Annotated in this window: 11 protein-coding genes; 9 read left to right on the forward strand and 2 right to left on the reverse strand. The window is 76.2% G+C overall.

Going from position 1 to position 14,654, the window contains the following annotated elements; genetic code table 11:
* Positions 1-51: 51 nt before the first annotated feature.
* From AS188_RS12555 to AS188_RS12590, 8 genes are all read left to right on the forward strand, one after another.
* Entirely contained in the window at positions 52-1,698 is a 1,647-nt protein-coding gene (locus tag AS188_RS12555; protein ID WP_083529440.1) for an ABC transporter substrate-binding protein, read from the forward strand.
* Between the two features lie 116 nt (positions 1,699-1,814).
* Positions 1,815-3,299: a malate:quinone oxidoreductase gene (locus AS188_RS12560; RefSeq protein WP_083529441.1), complete on the forward strand. Its 1,485-nt coding sequence runs from the start codon at positions 1,815-1,817 to the stop codon at positions 3,297-3,299.
* A gap of 180 nt (positions 3,300-3,479) precedes the next feature.
* Positions 3,480-6,629: an efflux RND transporter permease subunit gene (locus AS188_RS12565; RefSeq protein WP_058859138.1), complete on the forward strand. Its 3,150-nt coding sequence runs from the start codon at positions 3,480-3,482 to the stop codon at positions 6,627-6,629.
* 326 nt (positions 6,630-6,955) lie between these two features.
* A complete protein-coding gene (locus AS188_RS12570; RefSeq protein WP_058859139.1) occupies positions 6,956-7,390 on the forward strand; it encodes a MarR family winged helix-turn-helix transcriptional regulator in 435 nt (144 codons plus the stop codon).
* Between the two features lie 168 nt (positions 7,391-7,558).
* The gene (locus AS188_RS12575; RefSeq protein ID WP_058859140.1) at positions 7,559-8,674 is read left to right on the forward strand and encodes a YihY/virulence factor BrkB family protein; all 1,116 of its coding nucleotides are present in this window, start codon (positions 7,559-7,561) and stop codon (positions 8,672-8,674) included.
* A gap of 14 nt (positions 8,675-8,688) precedes the next feature.
* Positions 8,689-9,486: an alpha/beta hydrolase gene (locus tag AS188_RS12580; protein WP_058859141.1), complete on the forward strand. Its 798-nt coding sequence runs from the start codon at positions 8,689-8,691 to the stop codon at positions 9,484-9,486.
* 148 nt (positions 9,487-9,634) lie between these two features.
* The gene (locus AS188_RS12585) at positions 9,635-10,765 is read left to right on the forward strand and encodes an S-(hydroxymethyl)mycothiol dehydrogenase (RefSeq protein ID WP_058859142.1); all 1,131 of its coding nucleotides are present in this window, start codon (positions 9,635-9,637) and stop codon (positions 10,763-10,765) included.
* A complete protein-coding gene (locus tag AS188_RS12590) occupies positions 10,762-11,433 on the forward strand; it encodes an MBL fold metallo-hydrolase (RefSeq protein ID WP_058859143.1) in 672 nt (223 codons plus the stop codon). The genes AS188_RS12585 and AS188_RS12590 overlap by 4 nt, the downstream gene beginning before the upstream one ends.
* 97 nt (positions 11,434-11,530) lie before the next feature.
* On the opposite strand, the gene AS188_RS12595 is transcribed toward AS188_RS12590, so the two are convergent.
* Positions 11,531-12,829: a hypothetical protein gene (locus tag AS188_RS12595; RefSeq protein WP_058859144.1), complete on the reverse strand. Its 1,299-nt coding sequence runs from the start codon at positions 12,827-12,829 to the stop codon at positions 11,531-11,533.
* A 152-nt stretch (positions 12,830-12,981) separates the two neighbouring features.
* Between AS188_RS12595 and AS188_RS12600 the strand changes: the two genes are divergently transcribed.
* Entirely contained in the window at positions 12,982-14,040 is a 1,059-nt protein-coding gene (locus tag AS188_RS12600; protein WP_058859145.1) for an ADP-ribosylglycohydrolase family protein, read from the forward strand.
* On the opposite strand, the gene AS188_RS12605 is transcribed toward AS188_RS12600, so the two are convergent.
* The gene (locus AS188_RS12605; protein ID WP_058859146.1) at positions 14,009-14,650 is read right to left on the reverse strand and encodes a 3'-5' exonuclease; all 642 of its coding nucleotides are present in this window, start codon (positions 14,648-14,650) and stop codon (positions 14,009-14,011) included. The two genes, AS188_RS12600 and AS188_RS12605, sit on opposite strands and share 32 nt — an antisense overlap.
* Positions 14,651-14,654 lie beyond the last annotated feature (4 nt).

Here is a 14,654-nt window from a genome sequence, read left to right on the forward strand (position 1 = left end):
GCGCCCGGCACCGTCCCACCACCGAGTTCCCGCGAGGCGGCGAAGCACCCGATGATCCCCTGGCGTTCCCCCCGCGGCCCGGCCGCCCTGCTCCTCGTCGCGGTGCTGGGCACGCTCGCGGGCTGCGCCGGGGCGGAGGAGCCCGACGACGCGGCCGCCGTCCCCGAGCGCCGCTTCGTCTTCGCCAACGCCGCCGCCGCCCCCACGCTGGACCCCGCCCTGCCGAGCACCCTGGAGACCTCGCGGATCGCCGCCCAGGTCCTCGAGGGGCTCGTGGGGGCCGACCCGTCCACCGGCGAACCGGTGCCCGCGCTGGCGACCTCGTGGGAGGTCTCCGAGGACGGGCGCAGCTACGTCTTCGAGCTGCGCCGGGACGTGCGCTTCCACGACGGCACCGTGCTCGACGCCGGTGCCGTGTGCGCCAATTTCGAGCGGTGGGCCGGCCTGGGCGCCGACGCCGGGCGCACGACCTTCGACACGGTCTTCCGCACCAACACCCCCGGCACGGACCCGGTGTACGAGGGCTGCACCGCGGAGGACCCCGGCACCGTGACCCTGGACCTGGCGCGCCGGCACACCCCGACGCTGCGGGCGCTGACCCAGCCCGCCTTCGGCATCGCCTCCCCCGCCGCCCTGGCCGCCGGCACCCAGGGCACCCACCCGGTGGGCACGGGACCCTTCCGCTACGAGTCCGGGGACGGGCGGCACCTGGTGCTGCGCGCGCACGACGGGTACTGGGGCGAGCTCGGCGAGATCGGCACGCTCGAGTTCCGCACCGTCCCCGAGGCGCAGCTGCGCTACGTGGCCCTGCGGCGGGGCGAGGTCGACGGCTACGACCAGGTCGGGCTGGAGTCCTTCGTGCCCCTCGCCCGCCACGGGATCCAGGTGCTGCAGCGCGACCCGTACTCGGTCTCCTACCTCGGCATCAACCAGGCCGTCCCGCCGCTCGACGACCCGCAGGTGCGCACCGCGCTCGCGGCCGCCGTGGACCGGTCGATGATCGTGCGCGAGCACTACCCCGACGGCACCCGGGTGGCCGACGACTTCCTCCCGGCCCGCTTCGCCATGGACGGCACCGAGGCCGCCCTGCCCGCCTACGACCCGCAGCGGGCCCGGGAGCTGCTGGCCGAGTCCGGCTACGACGGCGAGCCCCTGCGGTTCTACTACCCGCGTGAGACCTCCCGGCCCTACATGCAGGAGCCGGAGAAGGTCTACGCCGACATCGCCGCGCAGCTGGTGCGGGCCGGGTTCACCGTCGAGCCCGTCCCGGTGGCGTGGTCGGACGGCTACGTCGAGAAGGTCCAGGACCCCGACGGCGACCACGCCCTGCACCTGCTGGGCTGGAACGGCGGGCACCGCGACCCCGACTACTTCATGGCCCCGCTCTTCGGCGCCGCCCACGGCGAGTTCGGCCTGGACCGGCCCTCCCTGTTCGCCGCCGTGGACGACGCCGCGGCGATGCCCGACGGCGAGGCCCGGTCCCGCGCCTACGCCCGGCTCAACGACCGCGTGACGCGGCTGCTGCCGGCCGTCCCCCTGGCCCACCCGGTCTCCGCCGTGGCCGTGGCCGGCTCGGTGGCCTCGTTCCCGCTGACCTCCACGGGCTACGAGGAGTTCAACGACGTGCGCCTGCACCCGGCGGGCCCCGACGGCACCGGGAGCGCCTCCCCGGCGGAGCCGGCCGGGGACGGCGGCTGAGCGCCCCCGGGCGGCGGGCGGCGCGCATTCGGGAATCGTCCGGGCCGGGCGCTAGGGTGAGTGCCGACCACCACCGGCGCACCGCGGCGCCGGTCGTTCAACGGGAGCAACGAACTGTGACTTCACCTCAGACCACGGAATCGACCGACGTCCTGCTCATCGGCGGCGGGATCATGAGCGCCACCCTCGGCGTGTTCCTCAAGGAGCTCGAGCCGGAGTGGGACATCACCCTGCTGGAGCGCCTCGACCAGGTCGGCGCCGAGAGTTCGAACGTGTGGAACAACGCCGGCACCGGTCACTCCGCCCTGTGCGAGCTCAACTACGCCCCGCAGGCCGCCGACGGCTCGGTGGACCCGGCCAAGGCGCTGAGCATCAACGAGCAGTTCCAGGTCTCCCGCCAGTTCTGGGCGACCCTCGTCTCCGAGGGCAAGCTGCAGGACCCGCGCACCTTCCTCAACCCCGTCCCGCACATGTCGCTCGTCTTCGGCGACGACCACGCCGAGTACCTGCGCCGCCGCCACGAGGCGTTCAAGCCGCACAAGCTCTTCGAGCGCATGGAGTTCACCGAGGACCGCGAGCGCATCGCCGAGTGGGCGCCGCTGACCATGCACGGCCGCGGCGCCGGCCGCGTGGCCGCCTCGTGGTCCCCCGAGGGCACGGACGTGGACTTCGGCGAGCTCACCCGCCAGCAGGTCGCCCACCTGGTCTCCCGCGGCGGGCAGGTCCGGTACGGGCAGCAAGTCGTGGACCTCGACCGGCAGGGCGACGGCACCTGGGTCGCGCGGGTGCGCAACCGGCTCAACAAGGAGGACGACCGCCTGGTGCGGGCCCGGTTCGTCTTCGTGGGCGCCGGCGGCGGCGCCCTGCCGCTGCTGCAGAAGTCGGGCATCCCCGAGGTCCGCGGCTTCGGCGGCTTCCCCGTCTCCGGGCTGTGGCTGCGCAACACCGACGAGGCGGTGGCCTCCCAGCACAACGCCAAGGTCTACGGGCAGGCCTCCGTGGGCGCCCCGCCCATGTCCGTCCCGCACCTGGACACCCGCTTCGAGCACGGCCGCCGGGCCCTGCTCTTCGGCCCCTACGGCGGATTCAAGCCGAACTTCCTCAAGCAGGGCTCGTTCCTGGACCTGCCCCGCTCCGTGAAGGCCCACAACCTCTACCCCATGACCCGGGCGGGCCTGGCCAACCTCGACCTCGTCAAGTACCTGCTGAGCGAGCTCGCGAAGTCCAAGAACGAGCGCGTCGAGGCGCTGCAGCAGTTCTACCCCACCGCCGACGGCTCCCAGTGGGAGCTCGTGGAGGCCGGCCAGCGCGTGCAGGTGATGAAGCGCGACCCGAAGAAGGGCGGGGTGCTCCAGTTCGGCACCGAGCTGATCACCGCCGCCGACGGCTCCATCGCCGGCCTGCTGGGGGCCTCCCCCGGCGCCTCGACCGCCGTGCCGATCATGCTCAACCTGCTCGCCAAGGCCTTCCCGGCGCGCATGCCCGGCTGGGAGACCCGCCTCAAGGAGCTCGTGCCCTCCTACGGGGTCAAGCTCGACGAGAACCCGCAGCTGGCCGACGAGGTCACGGGCCACACCGCCCGGGTGCTCGGCATCGGCTGACCGCCCCGCCCCGCCGCGCCCGCGGCGGGTGCCCGACGGGGCCCGGACCGCGCGGTCCGGGCCCCGTCGTCGTCCCCGGGCGCCTCCCCGGCCGCGGGGCTGTCGGGGCGGAGCGCTACGCTGGGACGCGTCCGCGCCCGGTCCCGCACCGGGCGCCCTGCCTGCCGCCGAGGAGCCCGCGTGTTCCAGCTCGCCCGCACGTCCATGGCCAACCGCGCCCTGATCGTGCTCATCACGCTGTTCGTCGCCCTCTTCGGGGTGCTCAGCCTGCGGTCCATGAAGCAGGAGCTGATCCCCTCCCTCGAGATCCCCGCGATCAGCGTGGTGGCCGCCATGCCCGGCGCCTCCGCCGAGGTCGTCGACGAGCAGGTGGGCCGCCCGCTCGAGCGCGCCCTGAGCATCGTCGAGGGGCTGGAGAGCTCGAGCTCGACCTCCCGCGGCGGGCTCTCGAGCCTCCGGCTCGGCTTCGAGTACGGCACCGACCTGGACCGGGCCCGCAACCAGGTCGAGCGGGCCATCGCCAACGTCCGGCCGCAGCTGCCCGAGGACGTCGAGCCGACCGCGTTCGCCGGGTCCGTCGCGGACCTGCCGATCGTCTACCTCGCCGTCGCCTCCGACGAGGGCCTCAGCGCCCTGGGCGCCGACCTCGGGCGGCTCACCGTCCCGGACCTGCAGGAGATCGAGGGCGTGCGCTCGGCGGAGGTCAGCGGCGCCCCGGAGCAGGTCGTCTCGATCCTGCCGGACCCGGCCGCGCTGGCCCGCGCCGGCGCCGGGCCCGCGGACATCCGCACCGCCCTCGAGGAGAGCGGCGGGCTGGTGCCGGTGGGCACGGTCGAGGACGGTCGCACGAGCGTCCCCGTGCAGGCCGGCTCGCCCCTGGACTCCCTCGAGGCGGTGGCGGCGGTGCCGCTGCCGCGCTCGCCGGAGGCCCCGCAGGACGCCGCCCCGGCGACCGTCGGCGCGGTGGCCGAGGTCCGCCTCGAGGACCGCGAGGCGACCTCGATCACCCGCACCAACGGTGCCCCCACCCTCGCGATCTCCGTGACCAAGACCCCGGACGGGGACACGGTGACGATCTCCCGCGCGGTGCGGGAGATGATCCCGCGGCTGGAGGAGCAGCTCGGGGCGGGCGCGCGGATCACCGTGGTCTTCGACCAGGCGCCCTACATCGAGCAGTCCATCCACGACCTGACGGTCGAGGGCCTGCTCGGCCTGGGCTTCGCCGTGCTCGTCATCCTGGTCTTCCTCGCGTCGCTGCGCTCGACCCTCGTCACCGCCGTGTCGATCCCCCTGTCCCTGCTCGCGACGTTCATCGGGATCGGTGCGCTGGGCTACTCCCTCAACCTGCTGACCCTCGCCGCGATCACCCTGTCGGTCGGGCGCGTCGTGGACGACTCGATCGTGGTGATCGAGAACATCAAGCGCCACTACGGCCTCGTGGACCTCACGGCCGGCCCCGGCGCGAAGCGGGCGGCGATCCTGACCGCGGTGCGGGAGGTCGCCGGGGCGATCACCGCCTCGACGCTGATCACCGTGGCCGTGTTCGTCCCCATCGCGTTCGTGGGCGACGTCACCGGTGAGCTCTTCCGCCCGTTCGCCCTGACCACGACCATCGCGCTGCTGTCCTCCCTCGTGGTCTCCCTGACGATCGTGCCCGTGCTCGCCTACTGGTTCCTGCGCGACCCCCGGCTGGCCCGCCGCCGCGCCGCCCCCCGCCCCGCCCCCTGGGCCGGGGGCGCGGCCGAGGCCCCCACCCGCCTGGCCCGCGGCTACCTGCCGGTCCTGCGGGCCACCCAGCGCCGGCCGTGGGCCACACTCGCGGTCTCCGTGCTGCTGCTGGCCGGCACCGCGGCCCTGCTGCCGGTGCTGCCCACCAACCTCCTCGGCGACACCGGCCAGAACACCATGACGGTCGACCAGGACCTGCCCGCCGGGACGGCGCTGGAGGTCACCTCCGAGCAGGCCGCCCGCGCCGAGCAGGTGCTCGCGGACACGGCGGGGATCGAGGACGTCCAGGTCACGATGGGCACCGGCGGCGGGCTCTCCGCCTTCCTGCCCGGCGGCGGCCCGAACTCCGCCACGTACTCGATCACCACCGACGCCGAGCGCAACCAGGAGCAGCTGCGCCGCACCGTGGGCGAGCGGCTGGCGGCCCTCGAGGGCGCCGGGGAGTTCACCGTGCGCGGGGCCCAGGGCTTCACGAGCAGCGACGTGGAGATCGAGATCACGGCCCCCGACCGCGCGGCTCTCGAGGCCGCCGACCGGGCCGTGGTCGAGGCCGTGCGGGGCGTGGACGCCGCCGCCCAGGTCTCCTCCAACCTGGCCGCGACCCAGCCCACCGTGGTCGTCACCGTCGACCGCGCGGCCGCCGCCGCGCGCGGGCTGAGCGAGGAGCAGGTCACCGGCGCGCTGGCCGGCACCGTCAACCCCCTGCCCGCCGGTTCGGTCGAGCTGGACGCGGACACCGTGCCCGTGACCGTCGGGGAGGGCCGCGACGTCGAGGACGTGGCCGAGCTGCGGCGCCTGCCCGTGCCCGCCGGCGGCGGCGCCGTCCCGCTCGAGGAGGTGGCCGACGTCGAGGAGGTCCTCTCCGTGGAGGAGATCACCTCGAGCGGCGACCGGCGCACCGCCACCGTGTCCGTCACCCCCGCCGGCGACGACCTCGGCGCGACGAGCGCCGCCGTGGCGGAGGCCCTCGCCGGCGCGCGGCTGCCCGAGGGGGCCGCCGCGGAGCTCGGCGGGGCCGCCTCCGAGCAGGAGACCACGTTCCGCCAGCTCGGCCTGGCCGTGCTCGCCGCCGTCGCCATCGTCTACGTGGTGCTCGTGGCCGCGTTCAAGTCGCTGGTCCAGCCCCTGATCCTGCTCGTGTCCATCCCCTTCGCGGCCACCGGCGCCGTCCTGGCGCTGCTGGCCACCGGGGTGCCCCTGGGCCTGGCCTCGCTCGTGGGCGTGCTCATGCTCGTGGGCATCGTGGTGACCAACGCGGTCGTGCTCATCGACCTCATCAACCGGTACCGCGGCCCGGAGCACGGGATGGGCCTCGAGGAGGCGGTCGAGAAGGGCGCCGCCCGGCGCCTGCGCCCGATCGTGATGACCGCCCTGGCGACCGTCCTGGCCATGACCCCCATGGCGCTCGGGCTCACCGGCCGGGGCAGCTTCATCTCCCAGCCCCTCGCCGTCGTCGTGATCGGCGGGCTCGTCTCCTCGACGCTGCTGACCCTCGTGCTCGTGCCCGTGCTCTACCGCCTCGTGGAGGCCGGCAAGCAGCGCCGGGCCGCCCGCCGCGAGGAGCGCATCAGCCGGCTGGCCGCCGCCCGGCAGGGCCGCTGAGCCCCCGCACACCGCGCCGGTCCGGCGCCGCCGTCGGGGGTCGCCCCGTCCGGCGCCGCCGTCGGGGGCCTCCGGTCCGGGCCGGGGCGCAGGAGGGAAGGCCGGCGCTCCGTGCGCTCTTTCGTGGACGTGACCACCGTCCCCCCGGCCGGCCCGCGGCCCCCGCGGCGGTGTCGCTCCTGGTCACCCCGGGATCCGGCCCCCGGCGTCCGCGGGGCACCGGCGCACGGGCCGGGAGGGGCCCCCGAAGGGGGGACACCGGGGGCGAACACGTCCATGAAACGCACCCGTAGCATGTGAGTGTGCCCCGCAGAGAGACAGATCGAGTGCAGATCAGCGCCGACGCCTGGGAGGCCCTCTACAGGGCCCAGGTGGCGGTGATGCGGCGTCTGCAGCGACACCCCGAGTTCGCGGAGCTCTCCGCCCGCGAGTACGACGTGCTCTTCAACCTCTCCCGTGCCGACGAGGCGGGGATGCGGCTCAACGAGCTCAACGAGTACGTGCTGCTCACCCAGTCGAGCCTCAGCCGCATGCTGGAGCGGCTCGAGCTCAAGGGCCTCGTGCACCGCTGGCAGGACCCGCAGGACCTGCGCGGGCTGCGGATCCGGCTCACCGACCGCGGCCGGGCGATGCAGGGCCAGATCGCCGAGCAGTTCCGCCGGCACGTCCACGAGCTGATGTCCGCCGGCCTCGACGCCGACGAGCTGAAGATCCTCACCCGACTGGCCGACCGGCTCCGCGAGGCCGTCGGCGAGCTCTGAGCCGCCCGGCCCGCACGGGGCCGCTCCCCCGCCGCCCGGTGGTCGTCCCGGGCCGGCGTCCCCGGCCGGCGCATTCCATCAGTACACTGATGCCTGAGAGTTCGCCCGCACATTCCCCCCGGCGGCGCCGGCCGCACCCGGCCCGCCGGCCGACCCGAAGGACGACCGATGAGCCAGGACACCGACCAGGACACCCGCGCCAAGGAGCGCACCGCACCGCACCCGGAGAGCGACCGCAAGCCCGACAGCATCACGGAGATCAGCAAGCCCTCGTGGGGGTACGTGCTCAAGCGCTCCGTCGCGGAGTTCTCGAAGGACGACTGCACCGACCTCGCGGCGTCGCTGACCTACTTCGCCGTCCTCTCCCTCTTCCCGGCGCTGCTCGCCCTCGTGTCCCTGCTGGGCGTCTTCGGCCAGGGCGAGGCGACCGCGCAGGCCATCACCGACTTCCTCGACCAGTACGCCCCCGCCGAGCTGGTGACCCTCCTCGAGGGGCCGATCGCCAACCTCACCACGAGCACCGGCGCCGGGCTCGCACTGTTCACGGGCATCCTCGGTGCGCTGTGGACCGCCTCCGGCTACACGGGCGCCTTCGGTCGGGCCATGAACCGCATCTACGAGGTCGAGGAGGGCCGGCCGATCTGGAAGCTGCGGCCCATGAACGTGCTCGTGACCCTGATGCTGGTCGTCATCGTCGCCCTGATCATGGTCATGGTCGTCGTCTCTGGCGACCTCGCCCGCATCGTCGGGGACCTCATCGGCCTCGGCAGCACCGCGGTGACCGTGTGGAACATCGCCAAGTGGCCCGTCGTCGTCGCCCTGGCCGTCGTGCTCATCGCCGTCCTGTACTACTTCACCCCCAACGTCCGGCAGCCCAAGTTCCGCTGGATCAGCCTCGGCTCCATCATCGCGCTCGTCGTGATGGCCGTGGCCGGCCTCGGCTTCGCCTGGTACGTCAGCAACTTCGCCTCCTACAACGCCACCTACGGCATCATCGGCTCGGTGATCGTGCTGCTGCTCGGGCTGTGGATCATGAACAACGTGCTGCTGCTCGGGGCCGAGATCGACGCCGAGCTCGAGCGCGGCCGGGAGCTGCAGGGCGGGCTGCGCGCCGAGGAGTCCATCCAGCTGCCGCCGCGCGACACCCGCCAGATCGACAAGCTGGAGGAGAAGACCGAGAAGCTCGTCGACCAGGGCCGGAAGCTGCGCCTGCGCCACGAGCACCTGGACTACTCCGGCGGCGGGGACGACCACGACGACGCCCGGGCGGACCGCACCTCCTGAGCCCGGCGCCCCGCGTGGAGCTGCTCGAGCTCGGCGAGCGCGGCGGCGGCCGGCCCGTGGTCCTCGTCCACGGCCTCGCCGCCGCCGCGCGTGCGGGCTGGGCGCGCACCGGCTGGGTGCGGGAGCTGGAGCGGGCCGGCCTGCGGCCCCTGGGTCCCGACCTGCCCGGCCACGGCGCCGCCCCCGGCCCCGTCCCCGGCACCACGCGCTCGGGGCTCGTGGCCGAGCTGGTCCGCCTCGTGGAGCCGCTCGCCCGTGCGCAGGGCGCACCGGTGCCCCTCGCCGGCTACTCCCTGGGCGCCCAGCTCGCCTGGGCGGCCGCCGCCGCCTCCCCCGCGGTCGGCCCGCTCGTGCTCGGCGGCCTGGGCGTGCGCGACCGCCTGCCGGCGCTCGCCGGCGCGCTCCGGGCCCCGCCGCCCGGGCGGGGCGGACCCGTGGACGTCCCCGCGGCCGCCGGTCCCGGGCGTGCCGGCGGGCCGGCGCACGCCCCGGACTCCGCCGCCGCCCTGGCCGCTCTCCTGCTGCGCACGGCCCCCGACCCCTCCGCCGCCTCCCGGTGGGCCGCGCTGGCCGGGGCCGTGGCCGCCGAGCCCTTCGACCCGGCCGCCGCCGTGCCGCCGCAGCCGGCGCTGCTGCTGGCCGGCGGGGCCGACCCGTGGGCGGACCCGCAGGCCCTGGCACGGCTGCGCCGCACGAGCGGGGCCCCCACCGAGGTGCTCGTCGTGCCGGGGCGCGGGCACGTGGACGTCCTCACGGCCGGGGCGGCCCGCCGCGCGGCCGCGGCCTTCCTGTCCCGCGGCCCCGGCTGCTGAGCCCCGCCCGCCGCGCCGCCCGCCCGGCCGGGCCCGGGGCGCCCTGCGGGCATGCCTAGACTGGTCCCGGAGCCGGGCCCGAGGGCCGGGCACGGCCGCCGGCCCACCGGCGGCCGCCACCGAAGAAGCTCAACGGAAGGGGTTTCCCGTGCACGAGGTCAGAGCCGTCGTCGTGAAGGCGAAGAACGAACCGGCCGTGGTCGAGACGATCCTGGTCCCGGACCCGGGGCCCGGGGAGGCCCTGGTCGACGTCATCACCTGCGGGGTGTGCCAGACCGACCACCACTACCAGGTCGGGGCCGTGGGCGACGACTTCCCGTTCCTGCTCGGCCACGAGGCCACCGGGGTCGTCTCCGCCGTCGGCGAGGGGGTGACCGGCCTCGCCCCCGGCGACACCGTGATCCTGAACTGGCGGGCGGTGTGCGGGCAGTGCCGGGCCTGCCGCAAGGGCGAGCCCTGGTACTGCTTCGACACCCACAATGCCACCCAGAAGATGACCCTCGAGGACGGCACCGAGCTGACCCCCGCCCTGGGCATCGGCGCCTTCGCCGAGAAGACCCTGGTGGCCGCCGGGCAGTGCACGAAGATCGAGGCCGAGCTGGCCCCGGAGCAGTACGCGGCCGTGGGCCTGCTCGGCTGCGGGGTCATGGCCGGCATCGGCGCGGTCCTCAACACCGGGGCCCTCCAGCGCGGGGAGTCCGTGGCCGTGATCGGCTGCGGCGGGGTCGGTGCGGCAGCGATCGCCGGGGCCGCCCTGGCCGGGGCCACCACGATCGTCGCCGTGGACCTCGACGACGACAAGCTCGCCACCGCCCGGCGGTTCGGCGCCACCCACACCGTCAACTCGAAGGACACCGACCCGGTGGCCGCGATCCGCGAGCTCACCGGCGGGCACGGCGCCGACGTCGTGGTCGACGCGGTGGGGATCGCCCCCACCTTCGCCCAGGCCTTCGAGGCCCGCGACCTGGCCGGGCGCCTGGTCCTGGTCGGGGTCCCCGCCCCGGGCACCACCTGGGAGGCCCCGCTGGACCAGGTCTTCGGCCACGGCGGGGCCATCAAGTCCGCCTGGTACGGCGACACCCTGCCCTCGCGGGACTTCCCCATGCTCGTGGACCAGTACCGGCTGGGCCGGCTGGACCTCGACGGCTTCGTCACCGAGCGGATCGGGCTCGAGGACGTCGAGCCCGCCTTCGCGAAGATGCTCGCCGGGAAGGTCCTGCGCTCCGTCGTCGAGATCGCCCCCGCCCCCGGCGCCGCGTCCACGGGGGCCGCCCGATGAGCGCCGAGCCGCTGCGCGGCGGCGACGGCGGGCGGGTGCGCGTGGAGCACCTGGTCACCTCCGGGACGTTCTCCCTGGACGGGGGCACCTGGGAGGTCGACAACAACGTCTGGCTGATCGGCGACGACGAGCAGGTCGTGGTCGTCGACCCCGCCCACGACCCGGCCGCGGTCGTGGAGGCCGTGGGCGGGCGGGAGGTCACCGCGATCCTGCTCACCCACGCCCACGACGACCACATCCGCGCCGTGCGCGAGGTCGCCGGCCAGGTCGGCGCCCCGGTGCACCTGCACCCGGCCGACACCGTGCTGTGGCAGCAGGTCTACCCCGAGACCGGCTTCGACCGCGAGCTCGCCGACGGGCAGCGGATCCGGGCCGCCGGCACGGCCCTGACCGTGCTGCACACCCCCGGCCACTCCCCCGGCTCGGTGTGCTTCTGGGCCGCGGACCTGGGCGAGCACGGGATCCTGTTCTCCGGGGACACCCTCTTCGCCGGCGGGCCCGGGGCCACGGGCCGGTCCTACAGCGACTTCCCCACGATCATCGACTCGATCCGGGACAGGCTGCTGGTGCTGCCCGAGGGCGCCGAGGTGCTCACGGGCCACGGGGAGACCACCACGATCGGGGCCGAGGCCCCGCACCTGCAGGAGTGGATCGACCGCGGCCACTGAGCCGCCGGCACCACCGCGGCGACGCCCCCGAGGGAGCCGGCCCACCCGGTCGCCTCGGGGGCGTCGCCGTGTCCCGCGCGCTGCCGGCCGGGTCCGGTCAGCGCCCCGCCCCGGGGGCGGTGCGCTGCCACCGGTGCACGTAGCGCAGGGCGGCGGCGAGCACGACCGAGGCGGAGAGCACGGGCCACAGGGCGGCCGTGCGGTAGCCCCACTGCTCCCCCGACCAGGCCGAGAGCACGAGTCCGGCGGCGATCCCCACGCTCATCGCCGAGGTCGTCACCGTCGTGAGCACCGTGGCCCGCGGCCGCTGCGCGGCCTGGTCCGCGATGCCGTGGACGGCCACGAGGACGGGGCCGACCGTCGGCCCCACCAGGGCGAGCACGAGCACCATCCCGGCGGCGTCGTCCGGGACGGAGAGCAGCATCGCGGCCAGCACGGAGGCCGCGGCGGTGACCACCCACCGGTTGCGCAGCCGTCCCGCGCCCACCGGCGCGGAGGCCAGCACGGCCGCCGCCGCCGAGGTCAGCCCCGCGACCGCGTACAGCCAGCTCACGGACACGACGGCGTCCACCGAGGACGCGAAGACGACGACGGCGCCCAGCACCGACCCCACCAGCGCGCCCAGGCCCACCGCCCCCACGACGGGCAGCAGCCGCAGCTCGCTCTGCCGGCGGCGGCGCTGCCGCGCGGCGTGCGTCGGTGCGGGCGGGGTGCCCGGGGCCCACGGGACCAGGACGGGCGGCAGCCGCGCGGAGGGGTGCAGCAGCAGCACCGCGACGGAGACCACGGTGAGCGCCGCGGCCACGGCCAGCACCGCGGCCGGGCCCAGGCGCTCCGCGAGCAGCCCCGCGAGCCCGGCGGCCAGGACCGTGCCCACGGCGTCCATCACGCTCTCGTGCCGCTGGGATGGCTCCAGCAGGTCCCCCCGGTCGGAGCCCGCCAGGAGGGACTGCCAGCGCAACCGGCACACCACCCCCATCTGGGGCAGCACGAAGCCGGTGAGCAGGCACGCCGGGAGGAGCGCGGCCGGCTCCGCGCCCTGGGCGGCCAGCACGCGCAGCAGCCACCAGACCGCGAGGGGGTTGAACACCCCGACCAGCAGCAGCCCGGGCCAGCGCCGCCGCGAGGTCGCCGCCGCCCCCATGGCCAGCCCGCACAGGGCCGAGCCGACCGTCACGGCCGCGGCGCACAGCGCGCCCAGCGCCGGGGATCCGGAGGCCAGCGCGACCGTGGTGAGCACGCCCAGCGGGACCATGGTCTGGGGCAGGCGCACGAGCAGGGTCAGCACCGGGTACAGGGCGCCGCCGGCAGCGGCCAGCCGCCGGGAGTCGGCGAGCGGGCCGCGGGCGGCGGTGGAGAGCCGCCCGAGCAGCTGGGGCGCGGACGTGCTGGGCACGGGCCTCCTCCGGGTCCTCGGGTGGGGTGGGACGCGGTACCCAGGGTAGACCGCGCCGGCGGCCGGGCCCGTCACGATGCGACGCACGGGCGGGCGGGGGGGTGCGGCGCCCGCCCGGCGCCGTTCCCGCGGGCGCGGCCTAGACTGACGGCATGTCCGCACCTCTGCTGCAGCCCGACGCCGGCCCGGACCCGCTGGACCCCGGCTACGCCGACTCCGTGCGCGCCGCCCTGCTCGGCGGAGCCCTCGGCGACGCCCTCGGCGCCGCGGTCCGCCCGGCGGCCCCCGCCGGGAGCGCCGACGACGCCGGGCAGCTGCGGATCTCCTCCACCACCCAGCTGACCCTGGGCACCCTCGACGGCCTGCTGGAGGTGCTCGAGTGGGCCGCCGACGGCCTCGCGGCCGACGGCACGGCCTGCCTGTGGCTGTCCTACCTGCGCTGGCTGCGCGGCCAGGACGGGGCCCTTCCCGCCGAGGCACCGCAGCCGCCGGCCCGGCCCCTCGAGGACCACCCGGTGCTCCTGGAGCGCCGGGACACGGGCACCACGGCCCTGGCCGCGCTGCGCACGGGGCGGATGGGCGAGGTGCGCCGACCCGTGCTGCCCGGGTCCGGGGACGCGGGCAGCGTGCCCCGCTCGGCGCCGCTCGGGCTGCTGCCCCACGTGGGGTGGCGCACGCTGGCGCAGCTGGCCGTCGACGGCGCCGCGCTCACCCACGGCGAGGCGGAGGAGCAGTCCGCGGCCGCCGTCCACGCGTTCGCGGTCCAGGCCGCCGTGCGCGCCCGGCAGGAGGGCCTCGCCCACCCGGTCGCCGCCGCGGTGGAGGCCGCCCGGGCGACGGCCGGGCACCTGACCCGCCCGGCGGGCACGACCCGCCGCCTGCTCGGCGAGGCGGTGGCCGCCGGGGCGGCCGGTTCCCCGCCCGGGGACGGCGACGCGGCCCCGGCCGTGCTGGCGGCGGGGCTGCGGGCGGCCCTGGACGCGGAGCGGCGGGCGGACGGCCCGCAGGACGCGTGGCGCCGGGCCGTGGCCGCCGCGTCGCGCACCGGCGTCCCGTCCGCGGCGGGCGCGGTGGCCGGGACGGTCCTCGCGGCCGCGCACGGCACGGCCGCGCTGCCCCCGGACCTGCTCGCGCGGCTCGACGCCCGGGAGGCCGTCGAGGACCTCGCCGGACGCTGGCTCAGGACCGTGGGAGCGGCTCCAGACGCCTGACGGCCAGCCCGGCCCCCGACAGCGCCTCGGGCACCGTGACCGCCCCGGCCCGGCGGACCAGGTCCACGACGACCCCCGCGCAGGCCCGGGCGTCCTCGAGGGCGTCGTGGTGACGGCCCAGCGGGACCCCCGCGGCCTCGGCCGCCCGGGGCAGGGCGTAGGAGGCCAGCTCGTAGCCCCGCCGGGCCAGGGCCAGGCTGCACGCGTAGGACAGCGGCGCGTGCGGGGTGCCCGTCTCGGCGCACGCGGCGCGGATCACGCCCATGTCGAAGCGGGCGTTGTGCGCCACGAGCAGCTCCGCCGGGTCCTCCGCGAGGATCCACGCCTCGATCCGCGGCCACAGCTGCTCGAAGCGGGGGTGCCCGGCGACGGTGCGGGCGGTGATCCCGTGCACGCGCACGTTGCCGGGGTCGAACCCGTCGCGGGTCCGGGGCGGGCGCATGTACGCGGAGCGCTCCTCGACGACGACGCCGTCGCGCACCCGGACCAGGCCCACCGCGCACGGGGAGCCGGGGAACCGGTTGGCGGTCTCGAAGTCGATCGCGGTGAAGGACGGTCCGCCCGCGGTGCGGGCGGTCGCGGCGGCGGGGGCGGTCGTGGGGGAAGGCACCGCA

Origin of the sequence: Kocuria flava (assembly GCF_001482365.1) — a bacterium.
Lineage (GTDB): Bacteria > Actinomycetota > Actinomycetes > Actinomycetales > Micrococcaceae > Kocuria > Kocuria flava.

Coding starts and splice junctions, on each gene's coding strand:
- AS188_RS12600 (WP_058859145.1), top strand. CDS start 12,982: ATGTCCGCACCTCTGCTGCAGCCCGACGCCGGCCCGGACCCGCTGGAC.
- AS188_RS12555 (WP_083529440.1), top strand. CDS start 52: ATGATCCCCTGGCGTTCCCCCCGCGGCCCGGCCGCCCTGCTCCTCGTC.
- AS188_RS12575 (WP_058859140.1), top strand. CDS start 7,559: ATGAGCCAGGACACCGACCAGGACACCCGCGCCAAGGAGCGCACCGCA.
- AS188_RS12590 (WP_058859143.1), top strand. CDS start 10,762: ATGAGCGCCGAGCCGCTGCGCGGCGGCGACGGCGGGCGGGTGCGCGTG.